The sequence below is a fragment of the Cupriavidus ulmosensis genome, assembly GCF_977008105.1.
Genome location: NZ_CDRMWP010000001.1, coordinates 2,465,029 through 2,484,346 on the forward strand (window position 1 = coordinate 2,465,029; position 19,318 = coordinate 2,484,346).

18 protein-coding genes are annotated in these 19,318 nt (G+C 70.5%); 5 read left to right on the forward strand and 13 right to left on the reverse strand.

Translation table 11 applies throughout. The features are described 5' to 3' along the window. The first annotated feature begins 1 nt into the window (after position 1). Together ACWTPI_RS11220 and ACWTPI_RS11225 are read left to right on the forward strand one after the other, a co-directional pair. Positions 2 to 1,384, forward strand: a complete 1,383-nt coding sequence (locus ACWTPI_RS11220; RefSeq protein WP_454731698.1) for an LLM class flavin-dependent oxidoreductase — start codon at positions 2 to 4, stop codon at positions 1,382 to 1,384. Then, entirely contained in the window at positions 1,381 to 2,859 is a 1,479-nt protein-coding gene (locus tag ACWTPI_RS11225) for a SidA/IucD/PvdA family monooxygenase (RefSeq protein WP_454731699.1), read from the forward strand. The genes ACWTPI_RS11220 and ACWTPI_RS11225 overlap by 4 nt, the downstream gene beginning before the upstream one ends. Positions 2,860 to 3,664: 805 nt before the next feature. Here ACWTPI_RS11225 and ACWTPI_RS11230 read toward each other — a convergent pair. Genes ACWTPI_RS11230 through ACWTPI_RS11265 form a run of 8 tightly spaced genes read right to left on the reverse strand, consistent with a single transcriptional unit; the run spans position 3,665 to position 11,392 of the window. Then, entirely contained in the window at positions 3,665 to 4,603 is a 939-nt protein-coding gene (locus ACWTPI_RS11230) for a 2-hydroxyacid dehydrogenase (protein ID WP_059412900.1), read from the reverse strand. A 22-nt stretch (positions 4,604 to 4,625) separates the two neighbouring features. Continuing rightward, positions 4,626 to 5,684, reverse strand: a complete 1,059-nt coding sequence (locus ACWTPI_RS11235) for an extracellular solute-binding protein (protein ID WP_020202724.1) — start codon at positions 5,682 to 5,684, stop codon at positions 4,626 to 4,628. Then, on the reverse strand, positions 5,684 to 6,862 hold the full coding sequence (locus tag ACWTPI_RS11240; protein ID WP_020202723.1) for an NAD(P)/FAD-dependent oxidoreductase: 1,179 nt from the start codon (positions 6,860 to 6,862) through the stop codon (positions 5,684 to 5,686). The genes ACWTPI_RS11235 and ACWTPI_RS11240 overlap by 1 nt, the downstream gene beginning before the upstream one ends. Beyond that, the gene (locus tag ACWTPI_RS11245) at positions 6,855 to 8,252 is read right to left on the reverse strand and encodes an FAD-dependent oxidoreductase (protein ID WP_454731700.1); all 1,398 of its coding nucleotides are present in this window, start codon (positions 8,250 to 8,252) and stop codon (positions 6,855 to 6,857) included. The genes ACWTPI_RS11240 and ACWTPI_RS11245 overlap by 8 nt, the downstream gene beginning before the upstream one ends. Further along, positions 8,249 to 8,608, reverse strand: coding sequence for a (2Fe-2S)-binding protein (locus ACWTPI_RS11250; RefSeq protein WP_454731701.1), 360 nt, complete (start codon positions 8,606 to 8,608; stop codon positions 8,249 to 8,251). The genes ACWTPI_RS11245 and ACWTPI_RS11250 overlap by 4 nt, the downstream gene beginning before the upstream one ends. Continuing rightward, the gene (locus tag ACWTPI_RS11255; RefSeq protein ID WP_020423762.1) at positions 8,605 to 9,399 is read right to left on the reverse strand and encodes an ABC transporter permease; all 795 of its coding nucleotides are present in this window, start codon (positions 9,397 to 9,399) and stop codon (positions 8,605 to 8,607) included. The genes ACWTPI_RS11250 and ACWTPI_RS11255 overlap by 4 nt, the downstream gene beginning before the upstream one ends. Before the next feature lie 5 nt (positions 9,400 to 9,404). Further along, positions 9,405 to 10,286 carry an ABC transporter permease gene (locus tag ACWTPI_RS11260; protein ID WP_059412869.1) on the reverse strand — a complete coding sequence of 294 codons (882 nt, stop codon included), beginning with the start codon at positions 10,284 to 10,286 and terminating at the stop codon, positions 9,405 to 9,407. Further along, complete coding sequence (locus ACWTPI_RS11265; protein ID WP_029043538.1) at positions 10,283 to 11,392, reverse strand: ABC transporter ATP-binding protein; 1,110 nt, start codon at positions 11,390 to 11,392, stop codon at positions 10,283 to 10,285. The genes ACWTPI_RS11260 and ACWTPI_RS11265 overlap by 4 nt, the downstream gene beginning before the upstream one ends. Positions 11,393 to 11,600: 208 nt before the next feature. Here ACWTPI_RS11265 and ACWTPI_RS11270 point away from each other — a divergent pair, with 208 nt between their 5' ends. Together ACWTPI_RS11270 and ACWTPI_RS11275 are read left to right on the forward strand one after the other, a co-directional pair. Next, positions 11,601 to 12,416: an IclR family transcriptional regulator gene (locus tag ACWTPI_RS11270; RefSeq protein ID WP_020202717.1), complete on the forward strand. Its 816-nt coding sequence runs from the start codon at positions 11,601 to 11,603 to the stop codon at positions 12,414 to 12,416. A gap of 65 nt (positions 12,417 to 12,481) precedes the next feature. Then, positions 12,482 to 13,156 carry a cytochrome b/b6 domain-containing protein gene (locus ACWTPI_RS11275; protein ID WP_454731702.1) on the forward strand — a complete coding sequence of 225 codons (675 nt, stop codon included), beginning with the start codon at positions 12,482 to 12,484 and terminating at the stop codon, positions 13,154 to 13,156. A gap of 38 nt (positions 13,157 to 13,194) precedes the next feature. On the opposite strand, the gene ACWTPI_RS11280 is transcribed toward ACWTPI_RS11275, so the two are convergent. From ACWTPI_RS11280 to ACWTPI_RS11290, 3 genes are all read right to left on the reverse strand, one after another. After that, on the reverse strand, positions 13,195 to 13,626 hold the full coding sequence (locus ACWTPI_RS11280) for a CHRD domain-containing protein (RefSeq protein WP_454731703.1): 432 nt from the start codon (positions 13,624 to 13,626) through the stop codon (positions 13,195 to 13,197). Positions 13,627 to 13,842: 216 nt separating this feature from the next. Further along, positions 13,843 to 14,802 (reverse strand): Bug family tripartite tricarboxylate transporter substrate binding protein, encoded by a 960-nt coding sequence (locus tag ACWTPI_RS11285; RefSeq protein ID WP_059412873.1) that lies wholly within the window; start codon positions 14,800 to 14,802, stop codon positions 13,843 to 13,845. 126 nt (positions 14,803 to 14,928) lie between these two features. Then, positions 14,929 to 15,846 carry a dihydrodipicolinate synthase family protein gene (locus tag ACWTPI_RS11290; protein WP_020202713.1) on the reverse strand — a complete coding sequence of 306 codons (918 nt, stop codon included), beginning with the start codon at positions 15,844 to 15,846 and terminating at the stop codon, positions 14,929 to 14,931. Between the two features lie 118 nt (positions 15,847 to 15,964). Here ACWTPI_RS11290 and ACWTPI_RS11295 point away from each other — a divergent pair, with 118 nt between their 5' ends. After that, the gene (locus tag ACWTPI_RS11295) at positions 15,965 to 16,861 is read left to right on the forward strand and encodes a LysR family transcriptional regulator (RefSeq protein ID WP_020202712.1); all 897 of its coding nucleotides are present in this window, start codon (positions 15,965 to 15,967) and stop codon (positions 16,859 to 16,861) included. 96 nt (positions 16,862 to 16,957) lie between these two features. On the opposite strand, the gene aceB is transcribed toward ACWTPI_RS11295, so the two are convergent. Together aceB and ACWTPI_RS11305 are read right to left on the reverse strand one after the other, a co-directional pair. Continuing rightward, entirely contained in the window at positions 16,958 to 18,544 is a 1,587-nt protein-coding gene (aceB, locus tag ACWTPI_RS11300; protein WP_020202711.1) for a malate synthase A, read from the reverse strand. 43 nt (positions 18,545 to 18,587) lie between these two features. Continuing rightward, entirely contained in the window at positions 18,588 to 19,289 is a 702-nt protein-coding gene (locus ACWTPI_RS11305) for a haloacid dehalogenase type II (protein ID WP_454731704.1), read from the reverse strand. Positions 19,290 to 19,318 lie beyond the last annotated feature (29 nt).

The window sequence follows — 19,318 nt, forward strand, 5'->3', positions numbered from 1 at the left end:
CATGGCTCAACGCAGCGGCTTCCTCAGCCTGGGCGCTTTCCTCTATCCGAGCGGCCACCACATCGCCGCCTGGCGCCACCCCGACGCCAAGGCCGACGCCGGCATCGACTTCAAGCACTACGTGGCGCTGGCGCAAGCCGCCGAGGCCGCCAAGTTCGACCTGGTTTTCCTCGCCGACGGCGTCGGCACGCGCGGCGACGACGTGGAATTCCTCAGCCGCACCGCGCACAGCTACCAGGCGCAGTTCGAGCCGATCACGCTGCTGTCCGCGCTGGCCGCCGTGACCGAGCGCATCGGCCTGGTCGGCACCGCCTCGACCAGCTTCAACGAGCCGTACCACATCGCCCGCAAGTTCGCCTCGCTCGACCACATCTCGGGCGGGCGCGCCGGCTGGAACCTGGTCACGTCGTCGAGCGAGCACGAGGCGCACAACTTCAACCGCGAGCACCACTTCGCGCATGCCGACCGCTACGAGCGCGCCGCCGAGTTCGCCGACGTGGTGAGCGGCCTGTGGAACAGCTGGGAGGACGATGCCTTCCTGCGCGACAAGGCCAGCGGCCGCTACTACGACCCGGCGCGGCGCCACGTGCTCGGGCACAAGGGCAAGCATTTCCAGGTGCACGGCCCGCTCAACGTCTCGCGCACGCCGCAGGGCCATCCGGTGGTGGTGCAGGCCGGCTCGTCCGAGGCCGGCAAGGAACTGGCCGCGCGCACCGGCGAGGCCGTGTTCACCGCGCAGCAGACCGTGGAGGACGCGGTGGCGTTCTACGCCGACGTGAAAGGCCGCCTCGCCAAGCATGGCCGCGAAGCGGACGACCTCAAGATCCTGCCCGGCGTGTTCCCGGTGGTCGGCCACAGCGAGAGCGAGGCGCGCGAGAAGTTCGAACAGCTGCAGTCGCTGATCGACCCTGTGGTGGGCCTGGCGCTGGTGTCCAGCCTGAGCGGCGGCTTCGACCTGTCGGGCTACCCGCTCGACGGCCCCATCCCCGAGCTGCCCGAGACCAACGCCAGCAAGAGCCGCCAGCGCCTGCTGATCGACCTCGCGCGGCGCGAGAACCTGACCATCCGCCAGCTCTACCAGCGCGTGGCCGGCGCGCGCGGCCACTGGCAGCTGGTCGGCACCGCGGAGCAGATCGCCGACCAGCTCGAAGAACGCTTCCGCAAGTACGGCGCGGACGGCTACAACATCATGTCGCCGGTGCTGCCCGGCGGCCTCACCGATTTCATCGCGCTGGTGCTGCCGGAGCTGCGCCGGCGCGGCCTGTTCCGCACCGAATACGCCGGCGCCACGCTGCGCGAGCACCTCGGGCTCAAGCGCCCCGCCCATCCCGCCGCGCAAGCCAGCGCCGGCCAGACCACGCCGACCACCGCCATCGCCGCATGACCGACCTGTCCTCCCTCGCCCAAGCCGGCGCCGCCGCCGATCCCGATTTCCTCGCGCGCGAGACGCTGCGCCTGATCGGCCCCGCGCCCGACGACTGGGTGCCCGCCCATGCCGGCATCGACCACAACGTCGCCATCGTCGGCGGCGGCCAGAGCGGCAGCGCCTACGCCTTCGCGCTGCGGCGCGCCGGCATCGGCCGCGTCACCGTGCTCGACGCCGCGCCCGACGGCGCGCGCGCGGGCGTGTGGCGCGAGCGCGCGCGCATGCAGAAGCTGCGCACGCCCAAGAACCTGGTCGGCCCCGAACTCGGCCTGCCCGCGCTCGGCTTCCAGGCCTGGTACGAAGCGCGCCACGGCGCGCAGGCCTACGCCGCCATCGACCGCATTCCGCGCCTGGCCTGGGCCGACTATCTCGACTGGTTCCGCAGCTTCCTCGGCATCGACGTCCGCTACGGCACGCGCGTGAAACGCATCGAACCCGTGACCGGCCCCGCCGTGCCGCACTTCCGCCTGCACCTGGAGATCGACGGCCAGCCGCGCACCGAGACCGCGCGCAAGGTCATCCTCGCCAGCGGCGTGGCCGGCAACGGCGCGCCGTTCGTGCCGGCCGTGCTGTCGGCGGCGGTGGCCGCGGGCCTGGCCGCCCACACCGCCGACGCCATCGACTTCGCCGCGCTGCGCGGCAAGACCGTGGCCGTGCTCGGCGCCGCGGCCTCCGCCTTCGACGCCGCCGCGGTCGCGCTCGAAGCCGGCGCCGCCGCCGTGCACCTGTTCGCGCGGCGCGATCACATTGCCGCCACGCCGGTCTCGCGCATCCGCGCCTACCCCGGCCTCTACGACAACTACCATGCGCTGCCCGACGCCACGCGCTGGGAACAGGCCCTGCGCTACCGCCGCGCCGGCTCCACGCCGCCGGCCGACTCGGTGGAGCGCGTGCTCGGCTTCGAACAGTTCCACCTGCACCTGAGCGCGCCGTGGCGCGCGGCCGAGATCGAAGGCGGGCGCATCGCCGCGCAGGTACGCGGCGAGACGCTGCGCTTCGACTTCGCCATCGCCGGCACCGGCTACCTGGTCGACCCCGCCGCCCGGCCCGAGCTGGCCGACATCGCGCCGCACGTGCTGCGCTGGCGCGACCGCTACCAGCCGCCAGCCGACGCGCGCGACGACGAACTGGGCGCCTCGCCGTACCTCGGCAGCGGGCTGGAATACCTGGAAAAGACGCCCGGCAGCGCGCCGTGGCTAAGCGACATCCACGTGCACAACCCGGGCGGGTTCGCCAGCACCGGCGTGCCGCTCGGCGACGTGCCGAGCATGCGGCGCGATATTCCTGGCGCGGTGGCGCGCATCAGCCGGGATTTGCTGTTGGCGGATTTGCCGCTGCATGAGCGGCGTATTCGGGGGGAAGTGCCGGTGGATTTTGGGCCGGAGTTTTATGCGGCGGCATTGTGGAAGGGGGAGGATTTGGAGATTGAGTGATAATTTTTATTAATATTTATAAAAATCAAATTCGACTTCAAGGTCAAAGTCAAAGTCAAAGTCAAAGGCTTTCGCGCCCCCGGCGCGACCTACTTTCTTTTATCCGAAAAGAAAGTAGGCCAAGAAAGCGGACTCTTGCAGAGGGCTGGGCGCTCAGACTTTATGTCTGGTGGTGGTTTCGTGGTGGGCGCATTGGCTTCGATGAGACTGCTGACGCTACTGGTTTGCTCGCCTGCTGCGTCACGGATGGTGTTCGATTCGTGGTGGCGCTGCATGATGACGGTGGCCCAGGCCCTTCAGGCTGCTGCCGCGACCAGAGCGGATGCACACGGCATAGGGACGGTACTGGTTTCGTAGTGGGCGCGGTGGCCCCAACGCAAGAGTCCCCGCCAACACCCGCGCTCCGGTCCACCACGCCCACCACGAAAACACGAGGGTGCTATGTCGTGGCGGCTAAAACCGGTAACGGCAGATGGCCGAACCAGCAGTGCATTCGCCATCATAGGTCTGACCCCGCAACCAACACCACCAGCCAGATCGTGGCCAGTCGAACCGGTAACGGCAGGATGCCAGCAGAACCGCAAACCCCACGACGAAACCACCAACCCTGGAAATCCCAACGTTTCTGCCCCTGCCGGCCAGGCAGTCCGCTTTCTTGGCTTACTTTCTTTTCGGATAAAAGAAAGTAAGTCGCGCCGGGGGCGCGAAAGCCTTTGACTTTGACGTTGACTTTAAGCCGTTGACTTTGACTTTAAGAAGTTGACTTTGAAGTAGCCTTTGCCTTTGAATTTCTTACCCCCCTCCCCTAATACCCCCTCCCCACCTCATAAACATCCTCCACCTCCCCTCCACCCTCCGCCATGCGAATCAACTCCGCCACGCGCCGCGCCCGATCCCGCCGCGAAGGCGTCGCCGCGCAATGCGGCGTGACGATGACCCTGGGGTGATCCCACAACGGCGAAGACTCCGGCAGCGGCTCGACATCGAACACGTCGAGCAGCGCGCCGCCTAGGTGCCCGCTATCGAGCGCATCGAGCAGATCCCCTTGCACCACGTGCGCGGCGCGCCCGGCGTTGAGCAGCTGCGCGCCGCGCGGCAGCATGGCGAGGCGCTCGCGGTTGAGCAGGCCGGCCGTGCCGGCGGTCTGCGGCAGCAGGTTGACGAGGATGTCGCTGCGCGCCAGGAAATCCGGCAACTGCGCCATGCCGTGGTACGTGGCCACGCCGTCGATGGCCTTGGCCGAGCGCGACCAGCCCTGCACCGAGAATCCCATGCCCGCCAGGTAGCGCGCCGCGTGCAGCCCGAGCGCGCCCAGCCCCATCACGCCCACGCGCGTGCGCTGCGCCAGCGGTGTGGGCGGCGGCGCGCGCCAGCGGCGCTGCTGCTGGTCGCGCGCGCTGCCACCCATGCCGCGCATCAGCATCAGCGCGCCCATCGCCACGAACTCGGCCATGCCCTGCTGCGTCTCCGGCAGCACCAGCCGCGCCAGCGGCAGGCCGGGCGGCAGCAGGTCGTCGGCCAGCATGTGCTCGATGCCGGCGCCGGCGCTGATCGCCAGCCGGAGGTTGGGATAGCGCGCCAGCGCGCCGCGCTCGGGCTCCCACACCAGCGCGTAGCGCACCGCCGCGGCCGGCACGCCGGGGTCGCCCCACAGCCGCACCTCGGCCTCGGGCAGCACGGCGGCAAACGCATCGCGCCATTCGGGCAGCGCCTGCGCGCCGCCGGACTTGATCAGCAGGATCATGCGCAAACCCCGGCGGCGCCGCTCAACGCTCGACCAGCCGGTTCCACTGCCGGTCCCAGTTGGCGCGGTTCTGGTTGATCTGGCTCCAGTCGACCGTCACCGCGGTCTTGAGGTATTCCTTCATCCGCGCCAGCTCCTGCCCGGCTTTGCCGGTGGCCGTCACCTCGGTGTTGGTCGGGTTGTACGAGCCGCCTTCCAGCGCGGCCTTCTGCGCGGCGGCGGTCAGCAGGTAGGCGGCGAGCTTCTGCGACAGCTCCGGCTCCGAGTTGTTGGCGATCACGCACTGGGCCACCATCAGCACCACCGCGCCTTCCTTGGGCTGGGCATAGGCCACCGGCAGCCCCTTGCCCTGGAAGATGGTGGTCATGCTGGGCGTGAACGGAAAGATCGCGGCCTCGCCGGACTGCACCATCTCCGACAGCTTGGCCGAGTTCGACACGTATTCCAGCACGTTGGGGCCGACCGTCTGCGGCCACGCCTTGAAGCCGGGCTCGGCGTTGGACTCGCTGCCGCCGCGGATGCGGTTGAGCATCAGGAAGCCGTGCAGGCCGAAGGTGGACGACGGCAGCGACTGGAACACCACCTTGTTCTTGTACTTGGGATCGGCCAGGTCCTGCCAGGAGGTGGGCGGCGCCCAGTTCTTCTCCTTGAACACGCGCGTGTTGTAGCCGAGGCCGGTCATGCTCATGGTCACGCCGGTGGCCATGTCGCCCTCGATGTGGGCCTGCGGATAGAGCGCCTTGCCGGCGGCGGAGGCCGGCTGCTTCTCGCACAGGCCCATGCGGATGGCGCGGTACATCAGGCCGTCGTCGAGAAACATCACGTGCATCTGCGGCTTGGCGCGGGCGGCCAGCGCCTTGGCCATGATGTCGGACGAGGTGCCGGGCACCACCACGATCTTGACGTCGTTGGCCTTCTCGAAGGCCTTGAATACGAAGTCCGTGTAGGTCTTTTCCATCGAGCCGCCGTTCATGCCGACGTACAGCGTGCGCGTCGCGGCATGCGCGCCGGCGGCGAGCAGCAGCGAAGCGGCGGCCATGCCGGCGGCGGCCCGGATCTGTTTAGCGAACGGTCTGGTCATCAATGCACTCCTTTGGCGATGCGGGGTGAGTCAGCGGGGGAAGCAGCAGGCACGCCCGTACCCGGCGCGAAGCGGCGCAGGTCGAAGGCGGCGATCGGGGTCGTGGTGGCGCCGTCGGCGACCAGCTCGGCCAGCACCGCGCCGGCGGCGGGGCCGACCTCGAAGCCGGCGCCGGAAAAACCGAAGCCGTGGAACAGGCCGGGCACGCGCGGGCTGGCGCAGAGCACCGGCTGGCGGTCGGGCAGGTAGCCTTCGATGCCGCTCCAGGTGCGGATGATCTGGGCCTGCTCCAGGCGCGGGATCAGCGTGGCGATGCGGCGCATCTGCGCCAGGATCGCGGCGGTGGTGGAGCGGATCGCGTCCACGCCGGACGCGCCCGGCTCGACCCGGCCGCCGCCCAGCACCACGTTGCCGCGCGCGACCTGGCGGCAGTACACGTCGCCGCCCTCCATGCCCAGGCTCAGCGGCAGGAAGAACGGCAGCGGCTCGGTGACGGCCATCGCCGGGTGGCCCTGGGTCAGCGGCGCCGCGTCGCCGAAGCGCGCGGCCAGCGGGCCGGCCCAGGCCCCGGCGCAGTTGAGCAGGTTGGGCGCGCGCACGGTCAGGCCCGAGGCGGTGGTGGCGACGAAGCCGGCGCCGCCGTGCTCCACCTGCAGCACCGCCTCGCGCTCGCGGATGACGGCGCCGGCGGCCGCCGCGGCGCGCGCGAAGGCCGGCGACACCAGGCGCGGATTGGCCTGCCCGTCGTCCGGGCAGAGCGAGGCGCCGGCCAGCCCGGCGCCGAGCCACGGATAGCGCCGGCGCAAGTCGCCGGGGCCGAGCAGTTCCAGCGCCAGGCCGTAAGGCTGCGCGCCGTCGCGATAGCGCTCGAGCTTGGCCATGTCGTCCGCCGTGCGCGCCAGTTTCAGGTGGCCGCTGCGCACGTATTCGCCGTCGGTGCCGAGCAGCGCCGGCAGGTCCTGCCAGATGCGGTGCGCGCGCTGCGCCAGCGGCAGCTGCGCGAAGGCGCGCCCCTGGCGCCGCACGCCGCCGTAGTTCACGCCGCTGGAGCGCGAGCCGCACAGGTCGCGCTCCAGCAGCACCACCGACAGGCCGCGCGCGCGCAGCGCCAGCGCGGCCGACGCGCCGACGATGCCGCCGCCCACGACCAGCGCGTCGGCTTGCAGGGTTTCAGCCATGATTGCCCTCCTCGCCGGCGGCGAGGCCGGAGATCGGCACCGGCTTGACCGGCGCCTGCCCGCGGATGCGGCCCACCAGCTCGAGCGGCCGCGCGCAGGCATCGGCCAGCAGCTCGGCGCCGGCCACGCCGCACATGCGGCCCTGGCAGCGGCCCATGCCGACCCGGCACAGCGCCTTCATGCGGTTCATCTCGTCGGCGCCCTGCTCGCGCGCCGCGCGGCGGATCTCGCCCGCCGTGACCGCCTCGCAGCGGCACACCACGGTGTGATCGGGCACCTGCGCGGCCCAGTCGCGCGGAAACGGAAACGCGCGCTCCAGCCCGGCGCGGAACGCGGCGATGCGCGCCAGCCGCGCATCGAGCTTCGCCGCCCGCGCCGCGTCGACGGCGATGCCGCGCTGCGCGAGCAGCGTCAGCGCCGCGCGCTCGCCGGCCAGCTCGGCCGCGTCGGCGCCCATGATGCGCGCGCCGTCGCCGGCCACGAACACGCCCGGCACGCTCGCCCGGCCCTGCTGCTGCGCGACCAGATGCGCGCGCTGCTGCGGATCGAACGCGAAGCCGCAGCCGAGCAGGTCGGCCAGCTGGCTCTCCGGGCGCAGGCCGTAGCCGAAGCCGAGCGCGTCGCAGGCGATGCGGCGGGTCGCGGACGGATCGGTGCGCGAGACCCAGTGCACGGCCTCCACGCCATGTTCGCCCTCGACGCGCGCCAGGCGCGCGTTCGCGTGGATCGGCACGCCGTGCAGCCGCAGCCACGCCACGTAGTACAGCCCCTTGGCCAGCACCGCCGGCAGCCGGCACATCGGCAGCAGCGCGCCGGCCTGCTCCGCCGTGCTGGCGTAGTCGAGCACGGCGCGCACGTCGGCGCCGGCCTTCTTGTACTGGTAGGCCACCAGGTACAGCAGCGGCCCGCTGCCGGCCAGCACCACCTGCTGGCCGATGGCGCAGCCCTGGAACTTGAGCGCGACCTGCGCGCCGCCCAGCGAATACACGCCCGGCGTGGTCCAGCCCGGCACCGGCAGGATGCGGTCGGTGGCGCCGGTGGCCAGGATGATGTCGCGCCACGGCAGGCTCGCGTGGCGGCCGCTGACGGCTTCCCACAGGTCGAGCACGTGCCCGTCGGCATTCCAGACCAGCTGGCCGGGCCGGTAGTCGACATGCGGCAGCAAGGCCGCGAAGGCCTCGTGCAGGGCGCGCGCGCGGCCCGCCTCGAAGCCGTACAGCTGCCGCGCGCTGCGGCGGAAGCCGTCCGGCTGCTGCCGGTAGATCTGCCCGCCCCAGCGCGGCGCCTCGTCGATCACCACCGGGCGCAGGCCGTGGCGCACCAGCGTCTGCGCCGCGCGCACGCCGGCCGGGCCGGCGCCGACGATGACCGTGTTGCCGTCGCGCGTCATGCCCGCTCCTCCGCTTGCTCCGCTGGTTCGGCCTGCGCCGCGGCGAACACCGGCGCCGTGCGCAGGCGCATGCCGGCGCGCAGCGGGGTCGCGCAGGCGCGCACGCGCTCGCCGCCCTCGAGCCACACCAGGCAGTCCTGGCAGGCGCCCATCAGGCAGAAGCCGGCGCGCGGCGCGCCGGTGAATTCGTTGTCGCGCAGGCGCCGGCGCTGGACCAGGATGGCGGTCAGCACGGTGTCGCCCTCGAGGCCTTCGCAGCACACGCCGTCGAGCTCGAAGCGCAGCACGGCGCGCCGCTGCTCCTGCAGCCGCCGCAACTGGCCGGCGCCGCGCGCGGAATCGGATGGCGTGCTCATGCGCGCCCCACCAGCATGCGGTCGAGGCCGTAGACGCGGTCGATGACCAGCATCGCCGCCGCGGTCAACGCGATCATCAGCGCGGACACCGCGGCCATCATCGGGTCCAGCGACTCGGTCGCGTACATGTACATGCGCACCGGCAGCGTGACCGTCGACGGCGAGGTGACGAAGATCGACATGGTGACTTCGTCGAAGCTGTTGATGAAGGCCAGCATCCAGCCGCCGGTGACGCCGGGCAGGATCATCGGCAGCACGATGCGGCGGAACACCGTGGCGCGGCTCGCGCCCAGCGACACCGCGGCCTGCTCGGCGCTGGCGTCGAAGCCGGTCAGCGCGGACACCACCTGGCGCAGCACGTAGGGCGTGATGACCATGGTGTGGGCCAGCAGCAGCCAGCCCAGGCTGCCGGCGCCGCCGACCAGCGAGAACATGCGCATCAGCGCCACGCCCAGCACCAGGTGCGGGATCAGCAGCGGCGACAGCAGCAGGCTGTTGACGAGGTTGCGCCCCGCGAACGCATGGCGCGTGATGGCGATGCCGGCCGGCACCGCGATCAGGCAGCACAGCGTGGCGCTGGCCGCGGCCAGCCCCAGGCTGGTCCAGAACGACTGCAGGAATTCGTCGTGCTCCAGCAGCGTGCGGAACCAGCGCAGCGAGAACGCGGTGGTCGGCAGGCTCAGCGTTTCGCCGGGCGTGAAGGCCACCAGGCAGACGACCAGCAGCGGCGCCACGGTGAAGGCGATCACCAGCGCGTTGAAACACAGGGCGAGAGGTCCGTTCTTGTTCATGGCGTTCACCCCAGGCGCTTCTTGTAGCGCTGCTCGAGCAGGCGGTTGTAGCTGAGCATGATGAGCAGATTGGCCAGCAGCAGCACGATGGCGATGGCCGCGCCGAGCGGCCAGTTGAGGGTGTTGAGGTATTCGTCGTAGACCAGCGTGGCCACCATCTTCAGGCGGCGCCCGCCGAGCAGGCCGGGAATCGCGAACGAGCTGGCGCTCAGGCCGAACACGATCAGGCTGCCGGAGAGAATGCCCGGCGTCATCTGCGGCAGCACGATGCGGCGCATGGTGGTCAGGAACGAGGCGTTGAGCGAGAGCGCGGCATCGGCGGCGCTCGGGTCGATCTTCTGCAGCGTGGTCCACACCGGGATGATCATGAACGGCAGCATCACGTGCACCAGCCCGATCACGATCCCGAGGTTGGTGTAGAGGATGCGCACCGGCGCGATGCCGAGCGCGCCGAGCATCTGGTTCACCAGCCCGGCGTTGCCCAGCAGGATGCTCCAGCCGAACGCGCGCACCACCACCGACACCAGCAGCGGCGCCAGCACCGCCACCAGCAGCACCGAGCGCCACGGATTGCGCATGCGGCTCAGGATAAAGGCCTGCGGCACGCCCACCAGCACGCACACCAGCGTCGTCACCAGCGCGATCCAGAAGGTGCGCCACAGGATCTCGTAGTAATAGGCATCGGTGACGATGGCCAGGAAGTTGGCCAGCGTGACGCCGCCGGCCACGCTGCCGGTGTCGTGGTCGAACACGCTGAAGGCCAGCATGGCGGTCAGCGCCAGCGGCGTGACCAGCATCACCAGGAACAGGACCAGGCCGGGCGCCGACATCAGCCACGGCCACGGGCGCGCCCTGGGCGGCCCTTGCAGGGTTGCGGCGGTGCTCATGCCGCCACCGCCTGCACTGCTGCCGGCGCCGCCGCGCCGGTGGCTGCCGGAGCCGGCAGCAGGCGCGCGCTGTCGTCACGCCAGGTGATGCCGACCTGCTCGCCGTCCTGCTGCGGCGGCGGGCCGTCGTTGCTCTGCATCGCCAGCAGCTCGCCGAGCGGGCTGGCGATGCGGTGCAGCCAGTGGCTGCCCATGAAGAAGCGCTCGATCACGCGGCCGTCGAAGCGGCCCGCGCCGGGCGCCACCAGATGCACCTTCTCCGGGCGCAGGCTGAACAGCACCGCGGCGCCGGCCTGGCAGGCCGCGCCGGGCAGGCCGACCACCAGCGCGGGCTGGCCCGCCAGCTCGATGCGCGGCAGCGCGCCGCCTTCGAGCACGCGCCCCGGGATCAGGTTGCTCTTGCCGACGAACGACGAGACGAACTCGGTGCGCGGCTGCTCGTAGAGCGCGTAGGGCTTGTCCACCTGCACCAGCACGCCCTGCTCCATCACCACCACGCGGTCGCTGACCGACATCGCCTCGTGCTGGTCGTGCGTGACCATGATGGTGGTGGTGCCGACCGTGCGCTGGATGCGCCGCAGCTCGAACTGCATTTCCTCGCGCAGCTTGGCGTCCAGGTTCGACAGCGGCTCGTCGAGCAGCAGCACCGGCGGCTCGATCACCAGCGCGCGCGCCAGCGCCACGCGCTGGCGCTGGCCGCCCGACAGCTCGCGCGGATAGCGCGCCTCGTAGCCGCGCAGGTGCACCAGTTCCAGCACGCGCGCCACGCGCGCGGCCTGCTCGGCGCGCGGCACCTTGCGCATCTCCAGGCCGAAGCGCACGTTCTCCTCCACGCTCATGTGGGGGAACAGCGCATAGGTCTGGAACACGATGCCGAGGCCGCGCGTGTTGGGCCGGGCATGGGTGATGTCGCGCCCGTCCAGCGCGATGCGCCCGCTGCTGACGGTGGCAAAGCCCGCGATCATCTGCAGCGTGGTGGTCTTGCCGCACCCCGAGGGGCCCAGCAGGGACACGAACTCGCCCCGCTCCACCGACAGGTTCATCGACCTGACGACCTGGTTGTCGCCATACGACTTGCTCACATTGCTCAAGGTAAGAAAGGACATGCGCTTTTTCCTGGGTGGCGGCGGCGGCATCCGGCGCATCGTGGGGGCGGGATCCGAACCGTTAGGAGACGGCTTATTTTGAGCAGGAAACATACCCGTTCGGTGAGATAATTCTGTTCAGTGGGATTTTTATTCGTAAAATTCCATTGATTGAAATCAAGCGGCCTTCTGCCGTTGCTTCAATTCCGACGAAAGAGATGCCGACTGTATGGAAGACGTAACGGAACCCGCCGCCGGCGGCGCCGCCCGGCTGTTTGCCGTGATGCGCGCGCTGGCGCTGCACCAGCACAGCGCATCGCGCGTCAAGGACGTGGCACAGGAAACCGGCCTGACGCAGGCCACCACGCACCGGCTGCTGCAATCGCTGGTCAAGGAAGGCATGGTCGAGCAGGACACGCGCTCCAAGCGCTACCGGCTGAGCATCGAGTTCTTCGCGCTGGCGGCCCAGGCCGGCAACCTGAGCGGGCTGCGCCAGCTTTGCCGCCCGGTGCTGCTCCGGCTGGGGGCGCGCCTCAACGACGCGATCTTCCTGCTGGTGCGCAGCGGCTTCGACGCCGTGTGCCTGGACCGCAACGAAGGGCCCTACGCCATCCGCACCTTCACCGGCGGCATCGGCGGGCGCGTGCCGCTGGGCGTGGGCCAGGCCGCCACCGCCATCCTCGCCTTCCTGCCCGACGAGGAGCGCGAGGCGGTGCTGCAGTTCAACCTGCCGCGGCTGCGCGAATACGGCCTGCTCGACGAAGTGTCGCTGCGCAGCGAGATCGAGCAGGTCCGCGAATGCGGCTACGCCTCGCGCCGCGCCGGGCTGCTCGACGGCATGGCGGGCGTGGCGGTGCCGATCCTGGACCGCGAAGGCCGCGCGGTGGCGGCGCTGGGCGTCGGCACGCTGATCGAGCGGCTGAGCCCGGAGCGCCTGCCCATCGTGGTGGAGCTGATGCAGCGCGAGACCGCCGAGGTCGGCCGGCAGATCAACCCGTTCGACCCGGCGCTGTGGAATCCTGCGGCCGAGCTGACGCAGCGCTAGGCCGCGGCGGCAGGCGGGCCTAAAGTAAAGGCCGGCAAGGGCCCGATGCCCGACGGAGCCGAGCGATGAAACCTGACGACCCGGCCGCGGGCCGCCCCGTGACGGTCTGGGACGCGCCGACGCGGCTGTTCCACTGGCTGGCGGTGGTGCTGGTGGCCGTGGCCTACGGCACCGCCCGGCTGAACTGGATGGACTGGCACGCGCGGGCCGGCGAGATGCTGCTCGCGCTGGTTTTCTTCCGGCTGCTGTGGGGCTGCTGCGGCAGCGAGACCGCGCGCTTTCGCAGTTTCATGGCTTCGCCCGCCGCCGCTTGGCGTCACCTGCGCCACCTGTTCCGCCGCGAGGCCGACCTGCAGGTCGGCCACAACCCGGCCGGCGGCTGGATGGTGCTGCTGCTGCTCGCGCTGCTGCTCGGCGAGACGCTCAGCGGGCTCTACATCAACAACGACATCGCCAACGAAGGGCCGCTGAGCGAATGGGTGCCGGCGCCGCTCGCCAATGCGATCTCGGCGCTGCACGCGCTGCTGTGGGATGTGCTGCTGGCGGCGGTGGCGCTGCACGTGCTGGCCATCGCGCTGTACGCGGCGGCCAAGGGCCAAAACCTGCTGCGCCCGATGCTGACCGGACGCAAGTTCCTGCCCGCGCGCATCCCCGCGCCGCGCCGCGCGCCCGTGGCGCTGGCGCTGCTCATGCTGGCCGCGGGCGCGGCGGCGGCGGCGCTGCTGGCGGCGTATCTCTGATACGCGCGCCGTGCCGGCCGTCCGTTACGTCAGTCGCGTCAGTTGCTCCTGGGCGGCAGCACCTGGCCGCGGATCTCGCCGGACGGATGGTCCTTGGTATGCACGTTGATGTACATCTCGCCGGATGCGAATTCCTTCGCCTCGTCCGGCGACAGCGTGGCCTGGCCCTTGACGGGACTGGCCAGCGCGGCGCCCTTCTCGGCCAGCCAGACCTGCACGCCGGCGTTCTTGCCGGCCGCGGCGGGACCGTGGAAATGCGCCATCGTCGGCGCGCTGGACAGGCCGCCGAAGCTGATCGTCCAGGCGACCACCCGCGTGGCGGGATCATAGGTGAGGTCGGCGGAGCCGCTGCCCGCGGTCTGGACCGGCGGCACCTGCTGCGCGCCGGTCAGCGGCACCGTGAACGAAACGGGCGCCGCCATCGCCGCGGCCGCCGCAAGGCCGGCGAACGCGGCGAACGCGGCGGACATTAGGCGCGCGCGCCGCGAGACCGGGGCACGCGGCGGAACAAGCATCGAAACCTGCATTTGATCGTCTCCTGTCCGGTCTGCCCGGGCCGGCCCGGGAAGCCGGGCCATGTGCCCGACTAGCATAGTCACTGGCAACCGCGCCGACAACCGCCGTACAGGGCCCCCCGGAGCCGGCAGGCGCGGGACCGCCGCGCCGCCACACTACCGGCTACGCCCTTACTCCGGCTGGATGCCGGCCGTCTTGATGATCTGCCCCCAGCGGCTCAGCTCCGCCAGCTGGAAGCGCCCCAGTTCCTCGGGCGAGGACAGCGCGGCCTCCATGCCGGTCTGCTCGACCACCTGCCTGACCTCGGGCGCGGCCATCGCGCGGCGCATCAGGTCGTTGAGGCGCTGCACCACCGGCGCGGGCGTGCTGGCGGGCGCGTACAGCGCGTTCCAGTAGCCGGCCTCGTAGCCGGGCAGCGTCTCGGCGATGGCCGGCACGCCGGGCACCAGCGCCGAGCGCTTCGGGCTGCTGATGCCGAGCGCGCGCAGCTTGCCGGCCTTGACCTGCGGCAGGCTGGCGGCGAGGTCGACGATCATCAGGTCGGTCTGCCCGGCCACCAGGTCGATCACCGCCTGCGGATTGGCCTTGTAGGGCACGTAGGTGAACTTGGTGCCGGTGGCCTGCTGGAACAGCTCGGTGGCCACCTGCGCCGACGAACTGCCGGAGCCGTAGCTCATCTTGCCCGGTTCTTTTTTGGCCAGCGCGACCAGCTCGCCCACGCTGTGCGCCTTGACCTGCGGGTTGACCACCAGCAGCTGGTAGCCCTTGGTCAGCAGCGAGACCGGCGCGAAGTCCTTGATCGGGTCGTAGGGCAGCTTCTTGAGCAGGTGCGGGTTGGCGGCCTGCGTGGTGTTGGTGGTCATGAACAGCGTGTAGCCGTCGGGCGCGGCGCGCGCCACGGTCTGGGCGGCGATGCCGCCGAAGGCGCCGGCGCGGTTGTCGACCACCACGGCCTGGCCGGTGAGCTTGGTCACTTCCATGCCGATGGCGCGCGCGAGTCCGTCGGTGGCGCTGCCGGGGCTGGAGCCGATCACGATCGTGATGGGATGGGTGGGATAGCCCTGCGCGGCGGCGGCGCCGCTCAACAACAGGGCGGCCAGCATGGCAAGCAGCGGGCGGTGGATCTGCATGGGTTGTCTCCTGCGGGTGAAACCGGTGTGTTGTGTCGTGCTTCGGGCCGGCGGGGAAACGATGCCCCCGCCGGGGGTCGGAGATGCGGGAATCGGGGAAAACGGGCGGATCGGCGGATCGCCGGATCAGCGGGCCAGGCCCCAGCCCGCCAGCAGCGCCTGCAACTGCGCCTGCTGGCCCGCGTTCAGCGGCCACGCCGAGGGCGGCCGCGTGGCGCCGCAGTCGTTGCCCATGATCCGCAGCGCGGCCTTGACCACCGTGACGTTGGCGCCGTTGTTCTCCTGCGCGCGCAATTCCTCGAACGGCAGCATCTCGCCGATCAGGCGCATCGCCTGCGCGTAGTCGGCGGCTTCGAGCGCGGCATGGATGGCCACCGAGCGCTCCGGCAGCACGTTGATGAGGCCCGAGGTGAAGCCGCGTGCGCCGACCGCGTAGAACGGCGGCGCCCAGACCTCGGCGAGGCCGCCGACCCAGGCCAGGCCGAGATCGGCGGTGCGGCGCATGGCTTCGGCCAGCACCAGCGGCGTGGGCGAGGCCCACTTCACGCCGATCACGCCGGGGATGCGGCACAACTCCTCGATCGCGGCCAGGCCGATGTTGTCGTTGCGCAGGTAGAGCACCAGCGGCAGGCCCTCGCCCGCCTCGGCGATGCGGCGCACGTAGGCCGCCACGCCGCGCGGCGCCACGAACGGATCGGGCGGCTGGTGCACCATCAGCGCGTCGGCGCCGGCCTGGCGCGAGGCGCGCGCCAGCGCGCAGGCCTCGTGCACGCTGCGGCCCACGCCGGCCAGCAGCGGCACGCGGCCGGCCACGCACTCGGCGGCCACCTGCACCATCTGCACGGCTTCCTGCTCGCGCAGCCCGTAGAACTCGCTGGTGTTGCCGTTGGCGACCAGCACGTGCACGCCGGCTTCGACCGCGCGATCCACCACGGGCGCGAGCGGCGCCGGCGAAACGGTATCATCTGCGTCGAAGGGCGTGACCAGAATGCCGGAAATGCCGTCAAGCGCCCTGCGCAGCGCCGGGCCTTCGAAAGTTGCCACCTTTATCTCCCAGGGGAAAAGACTCAAAAGACGCAAGAGTCAGGAGGTGCCACTCTAAGAAGGAAGCGGGCGCGGCGTCCAATTCAAACAGGCGATGCCGCAATACAAGAATTGAATCGTGTTCCAGCTTTCGCATCTGCGCAGCTTCGTCGCCGTGGCGACGGAGCTGCATTTCGGCCGGGCGGCTGCCTTGCTGAACATGACACAGCCGCCGCTCACGCGGCAGATCCAGCTGCTCGAGCATGAGGTGGGCGTGCGCCTGCTGGAGCGCTCGGGCGGCACCGTGCGGCTGACCCTGGCCGGCGCCACCTTCCTGCGCGAGGCGGAAGACATCCTGCGCCGCAGCCAGGCCGCCACGCTGGCCGCGCGGCGCGCCATGCGGGCCGACGCCGGCAGCGTGACGATGGGCTTCATCCCGGCCGCCAGCTTCACGCTGCTGCCGCAGTTGCTGTCGGCCATCGGCGCGAAATTCCCCGACGTCCACGTGTCGCTGCGCGAGATGCAGACCGACGCCCAACTGGAGGCGATCGGCGCGGGCCGCATCGAGCTCGGCGTGGTGCGGCCGTTCGCGCCGCGCAGCTTCGCGCTGTCGGCGCCGCTGCTGCGCGAGCCGTTCGTGCTGGCGGCGCCGGTCGGGCACGCGCTGATGACCTGCGCCGCGCTCACGCTGCGGTCGCTGGAGGGGCAGCCGTTCATCGAGTTCTGCCCGTCGGAGTCGCGCTACCTGTACGAGGTGGTGGCGGGCCGGCTGCGCGCCGAGGGCGTGGCGCCCGAGACCGTGCAGACGCTGAGCCACACGCACTCCATCCTGTCGCTGGTGGACGCCGGCATGGGCGTGGCGCTGGTGCCGCAGTCCGCGCACCGGCTCGGGTATGCCGGCGTGGCCTTCCGCCCGCTCGAGGACGCCGCGGGGCTGGACGTGGAGCTGCACCTGGCATGGCGCCGCGGCAGCCAGCACGGCGTGGCCGACACGGTGCGCGCGCTGCTGCAGGAGACCTTCCCGGCATCCGCGTAGCCGGGACAAAAAAAACCGCGCCGCCCCCTGTCCAGGGGCGGCGCGGCGTGGCCGGCTTGCCATGCGCCGGGATGGTCCCGGCGCGCGGCTACGGCATCAGATTTCTTCGTACAGCGGCAGCGTCAGGAATTCGGCGAAGTCTTCCGACGTGGACATCTGCTCGAAGATCTGGGCGGCACGGTCGTAGGTCCTGGTCTCGCCGCCGACCACTTCCTTGACCTTGGCCAGTTCCTCGGGAATCAGGCCGCGCACCATCTCGGCCGTCACCTTGCGGCCGTCTTCCAGCTTGCCCTTGGGCGAGCGGATCCACTGCCACACCTGCGAGCGCGAGATCTCGGCGGTGGCGGCGTCTTCCATCAGGTTGTGGATGGGCACGCAGCCGTTGCCGGCCAGCCAGGAGCCGAGGTAATGGATGCCGACGTTGATGTTCATGCGCAGGCCGGCCTCGGTGATCGGGGTTTCCGGCTGGAAGTCCAGCAGGTCCTTGGCCGACACGCTGACGTCGTCGCGCTGCTTGCCGAACTGGTTGGGCTTGTCGCCCAGCACCGCCACGAATTCCTTCATGGCCGGCTCGACCAGGCCCGGGTGGGCCACCCAGCCGCCGTCGTAGCCGTCGGTGGCGTCGCGCTTCTTGTCGTTGATGATGCCCTGCATGGCCACCGCGTTCTTCTCCGGATCGTTCTTGATCGGGATCAGCGCGCTCATGCCGCCGATCGCGGGCGCGCCGCGCTTGTGGCAGGTCTTGAGCAGCAGCAGCGCATACGCGCGCATGAACGGCGAGGTCATCGTGACCTTGGCGCGGTCGGCCAGGCAGAAGTTCTTGTCGACCTTGAACTTCTTGATGCACGAGAAGATGTAGTCCCAGCGCCCGGCGTTCAGGCCCGCGCTGTGCTCGCGCAGCTCGTACAGGATTTCTTCCATCTCGAACGCGGCCAGGATGGTCTCGATCAGCACGGTGGCCTTGATGGTGCCCTGCGGCAGGCCGATCTCGTTCTGCGCCATGACGAAGACGTCGTTCCACAGGCGCGCTTCGAGGTGGCTTTCCATCTTCGGCAGGTAGAAGAACGGGCCGGCGCCGCGGGCGATCTGTTCCTTCGCGTTATGGAACACGAACAGCGCGAAGTCGAAGATGCCGCCGGAGACGCGCTGGCCGTCGATGGTGACGTGCTTTTCGTCGAGGTGCCAGCCGCGCGGGCGCACCTGCAGCGTGGCGATCTTGTCGTTCAGCTTGTAGTGCTTGCCGTTCGAGTCCAGCGTGAGCGTGCGGCGCACGGCGGCCTTGAGGTTGACCTGGCCCTGCAGCTGGTTGTGCCAGTTGGGGGTGTTGGAGTCCTCGAAGTCGGTCATGTAGCTGTCGGCGCCCGAGTTGAACGCGTTGATGACCATCTTGGCTTCGACCGGGCCGGTGATCTCCACGCGGCGGCAATGCAGCGCGGGCGGCACCGGCGCGACCTTCCAGTCGCCTTCGCGCACGCTCCTGGTCTGCGGCAGGAAGTCGGGCAGCTCGCCGGCGTCCAGGCGCTTGGTGCGCTCGACGCGCGCGGCCAGCAGTTCCTGGCGGCGCGGCTCGAAGGCGCGGTGCAGCTTGTCCACCAGGGCCAGGGCCGCCGGCGAAAGGATGTCTTCATAGGCCGGCAGGATCTCGCCGGTGATCTTCATGCCCGCAGGCAGCGTGATGGCCATCTGTGTTCTCCTGTGTTCGATGGTTGGTTCGGGTTGCCTGCCGTCAGAGCGCCACGCCGCGGGTGCGGGCGAATTGCAGCAGGTCGTTCATGTCGTGCCCGGTGCCGGCAGGGCTCACGTCGAGCCGCTCGGCCGGATGGCCGGCACGATTGATCCAGAAAGCGGTGAAGCCGTACCAGGCGCCGCCGCATGCGTCCCAGCCGTTGGACGAGACGAACAGGATCTCGGCCGGGGCCACGCCGAAGGCCGCGGGGGCCAGCGCGTAGGCGGCCGGCGCGGTCTTGTACAGGCGCACCGCGTCGACCGACAGCACATGGTCGAACAGGCCGTGCATGCCGGCGCTCTTGACCGAGATGTCGAGCATCTCCGGGTTGCCGTTGGAGAGGATGCCCAGCGGCAGCCCGGCGGCGCGCAGGCGCTTGAGCGCGCCGAGGTTCTCCGGGAACGCCGACAGGCAGGCGTATTCCTTGAGCAGTTGCGCTTCGGCGGCCGGGCCCAGGTCCAGCTGCAGGCGCTCGGCGGCGTAGCGCAGCGCGTCCACCGTGATCGGCCAGAACGGCTTGTAGTGCGCGCCGTCCGGGCCGGCCAGCGAGCGGATGCGGGTGTAGTCGATCTGGCGCTCGCGCCACAGCAGCGCCAGCGCCTCGCCCTTGCCGGGAAAGAGCTGCTCGGCGCGCGCGGTGACGGAATACACGTCGAACAGCGTGCCGTAGGCATCGAAGACGACTGCGCGGATCTTGTGCATGAGCCTGGGGCTTCCTCGGATGATCGCGT

Excerpts from the sequence above, each read along its gene's own strand:
- aceB (WP_020202711.1), bottom strand. The coding sequence starts at position 18,544 with ATGGCCATCACGCTGCCTGCGGGCATGAAGATCACCGGCGAGATCCTG.
- ACWTPI_RS11275 (WP_454731702.1), top strand. The coding sequence starts at position 12,482 with ATGAAACCTGACGACCCGGCCGCGGGCCGCCCCGTGACGGTCTGGGAC.
- ACWTPI_RS11285 (WP_059412873.1), bottom strand. The coding sequence starts at position 14,802 with ATGCAGATCCACCGCCCGCTGCTTGCCATGCTGGCCGCCCTGTTGTTG.
- ACWTPI_RS11225 (WP_454731699.1), top strand. The coding sequence starts at position 1,381 with ATGACCGACCTGTCCTCCCTCGCCCAAGCCGGCGCCGCCGCCGATCCC.
- ACWTPI_RS11245 (WP_454731700.1), bottom strand. The coding sequence starts at position 8,252 with ATGACGCGCGACGGCAACACGGTCATCGTCGGCGCCGGCCCGGCCGGC.
- ACWTPI_RS11265 (WP_029043538.1), bottom strand. The coding sequence starts at position 11,392 with ATGTCCTTTCTTACCTTGAGCAATGTGAGCAAGTCGTATGGCGACAAC.
- ACWTPI_RS11260 (WP_059412869.1), bottom strand. The coding sequence starts at position 10,286 with ATGAGCACCGCCGCAACCCTGCAAGGGCCGCCCAGGGCGCGCCCGTGG.
- ACWTPI_RS11235 (WP_020202724.1), bottom strand. The coding sequence starts at position 5,684 with ATGACCAGACCGTTCGCTAAACAGATCCGGGCCGCCGCCGGCATGGCC.
- ACWTPI_RS11230 (WP_059412900.1), bottom strand. The coding sequence starts at position 4,603 with ATGATCCTGCTGATCAAGTCCGGCGGCGCGCAGGCGCTGCCCGAATGG.
- ACWTPI_RS11255 (WP_020423762.1), bottom strand. The coding sequence starts at position 9,399 with ATGAACAAGAACGGACCTCTCGCCCTGTGTTTCAACGCGCTGGTGATC.
- ACWTPI_RS11280 (WP_454731703.1), bottom strand. The coding sequence starts at position 13,626 with ATGTCCGCCGCGTTCGCCGCGTTCGCCGGCCTTGCGGCGGCCGCGGCG.
- ACWTPI_RS11240 (WP_020202723.1), bottom strand. The coding sequence starts at position 6,862 with ATGGCTGAAACCCTGCAAGCCGACGCGCTGGTCGTGGGCGGCGGCATC.
- ACWTPI_RS11250 (WP_454731701.1), bottom strand. The coding sequence starts at position 8,608 with ATGAGCACGCCATCCGATTCCGCGCGCGGCGCCGGCCAGTTGCGGCGG.
- ACWTPI_RS11220 (WP_454731698.1), top strand. The coding sequence starts at position 2 with ATGGCTCAACGCAGCGGCTTCCTCAGCCTGGGCGCTTTCCTCTATCCG.
- ACWTPI_RS11305 (WP_454731704.1), bottom strand. The coding sequence starts at position 19,289 with ATGCACAAGATCCGCGCAGTCGTCTTCGATGCCTACGGCACGCTGTTC.
- ACWTPI_RS11270 (WP_020202717.1), top strand. The coding sequence starts at position 11,601 with ATGGAAGACGTAACGGAACCCGCCGCCGGCGGCGCCGCCCGGCTGTTT.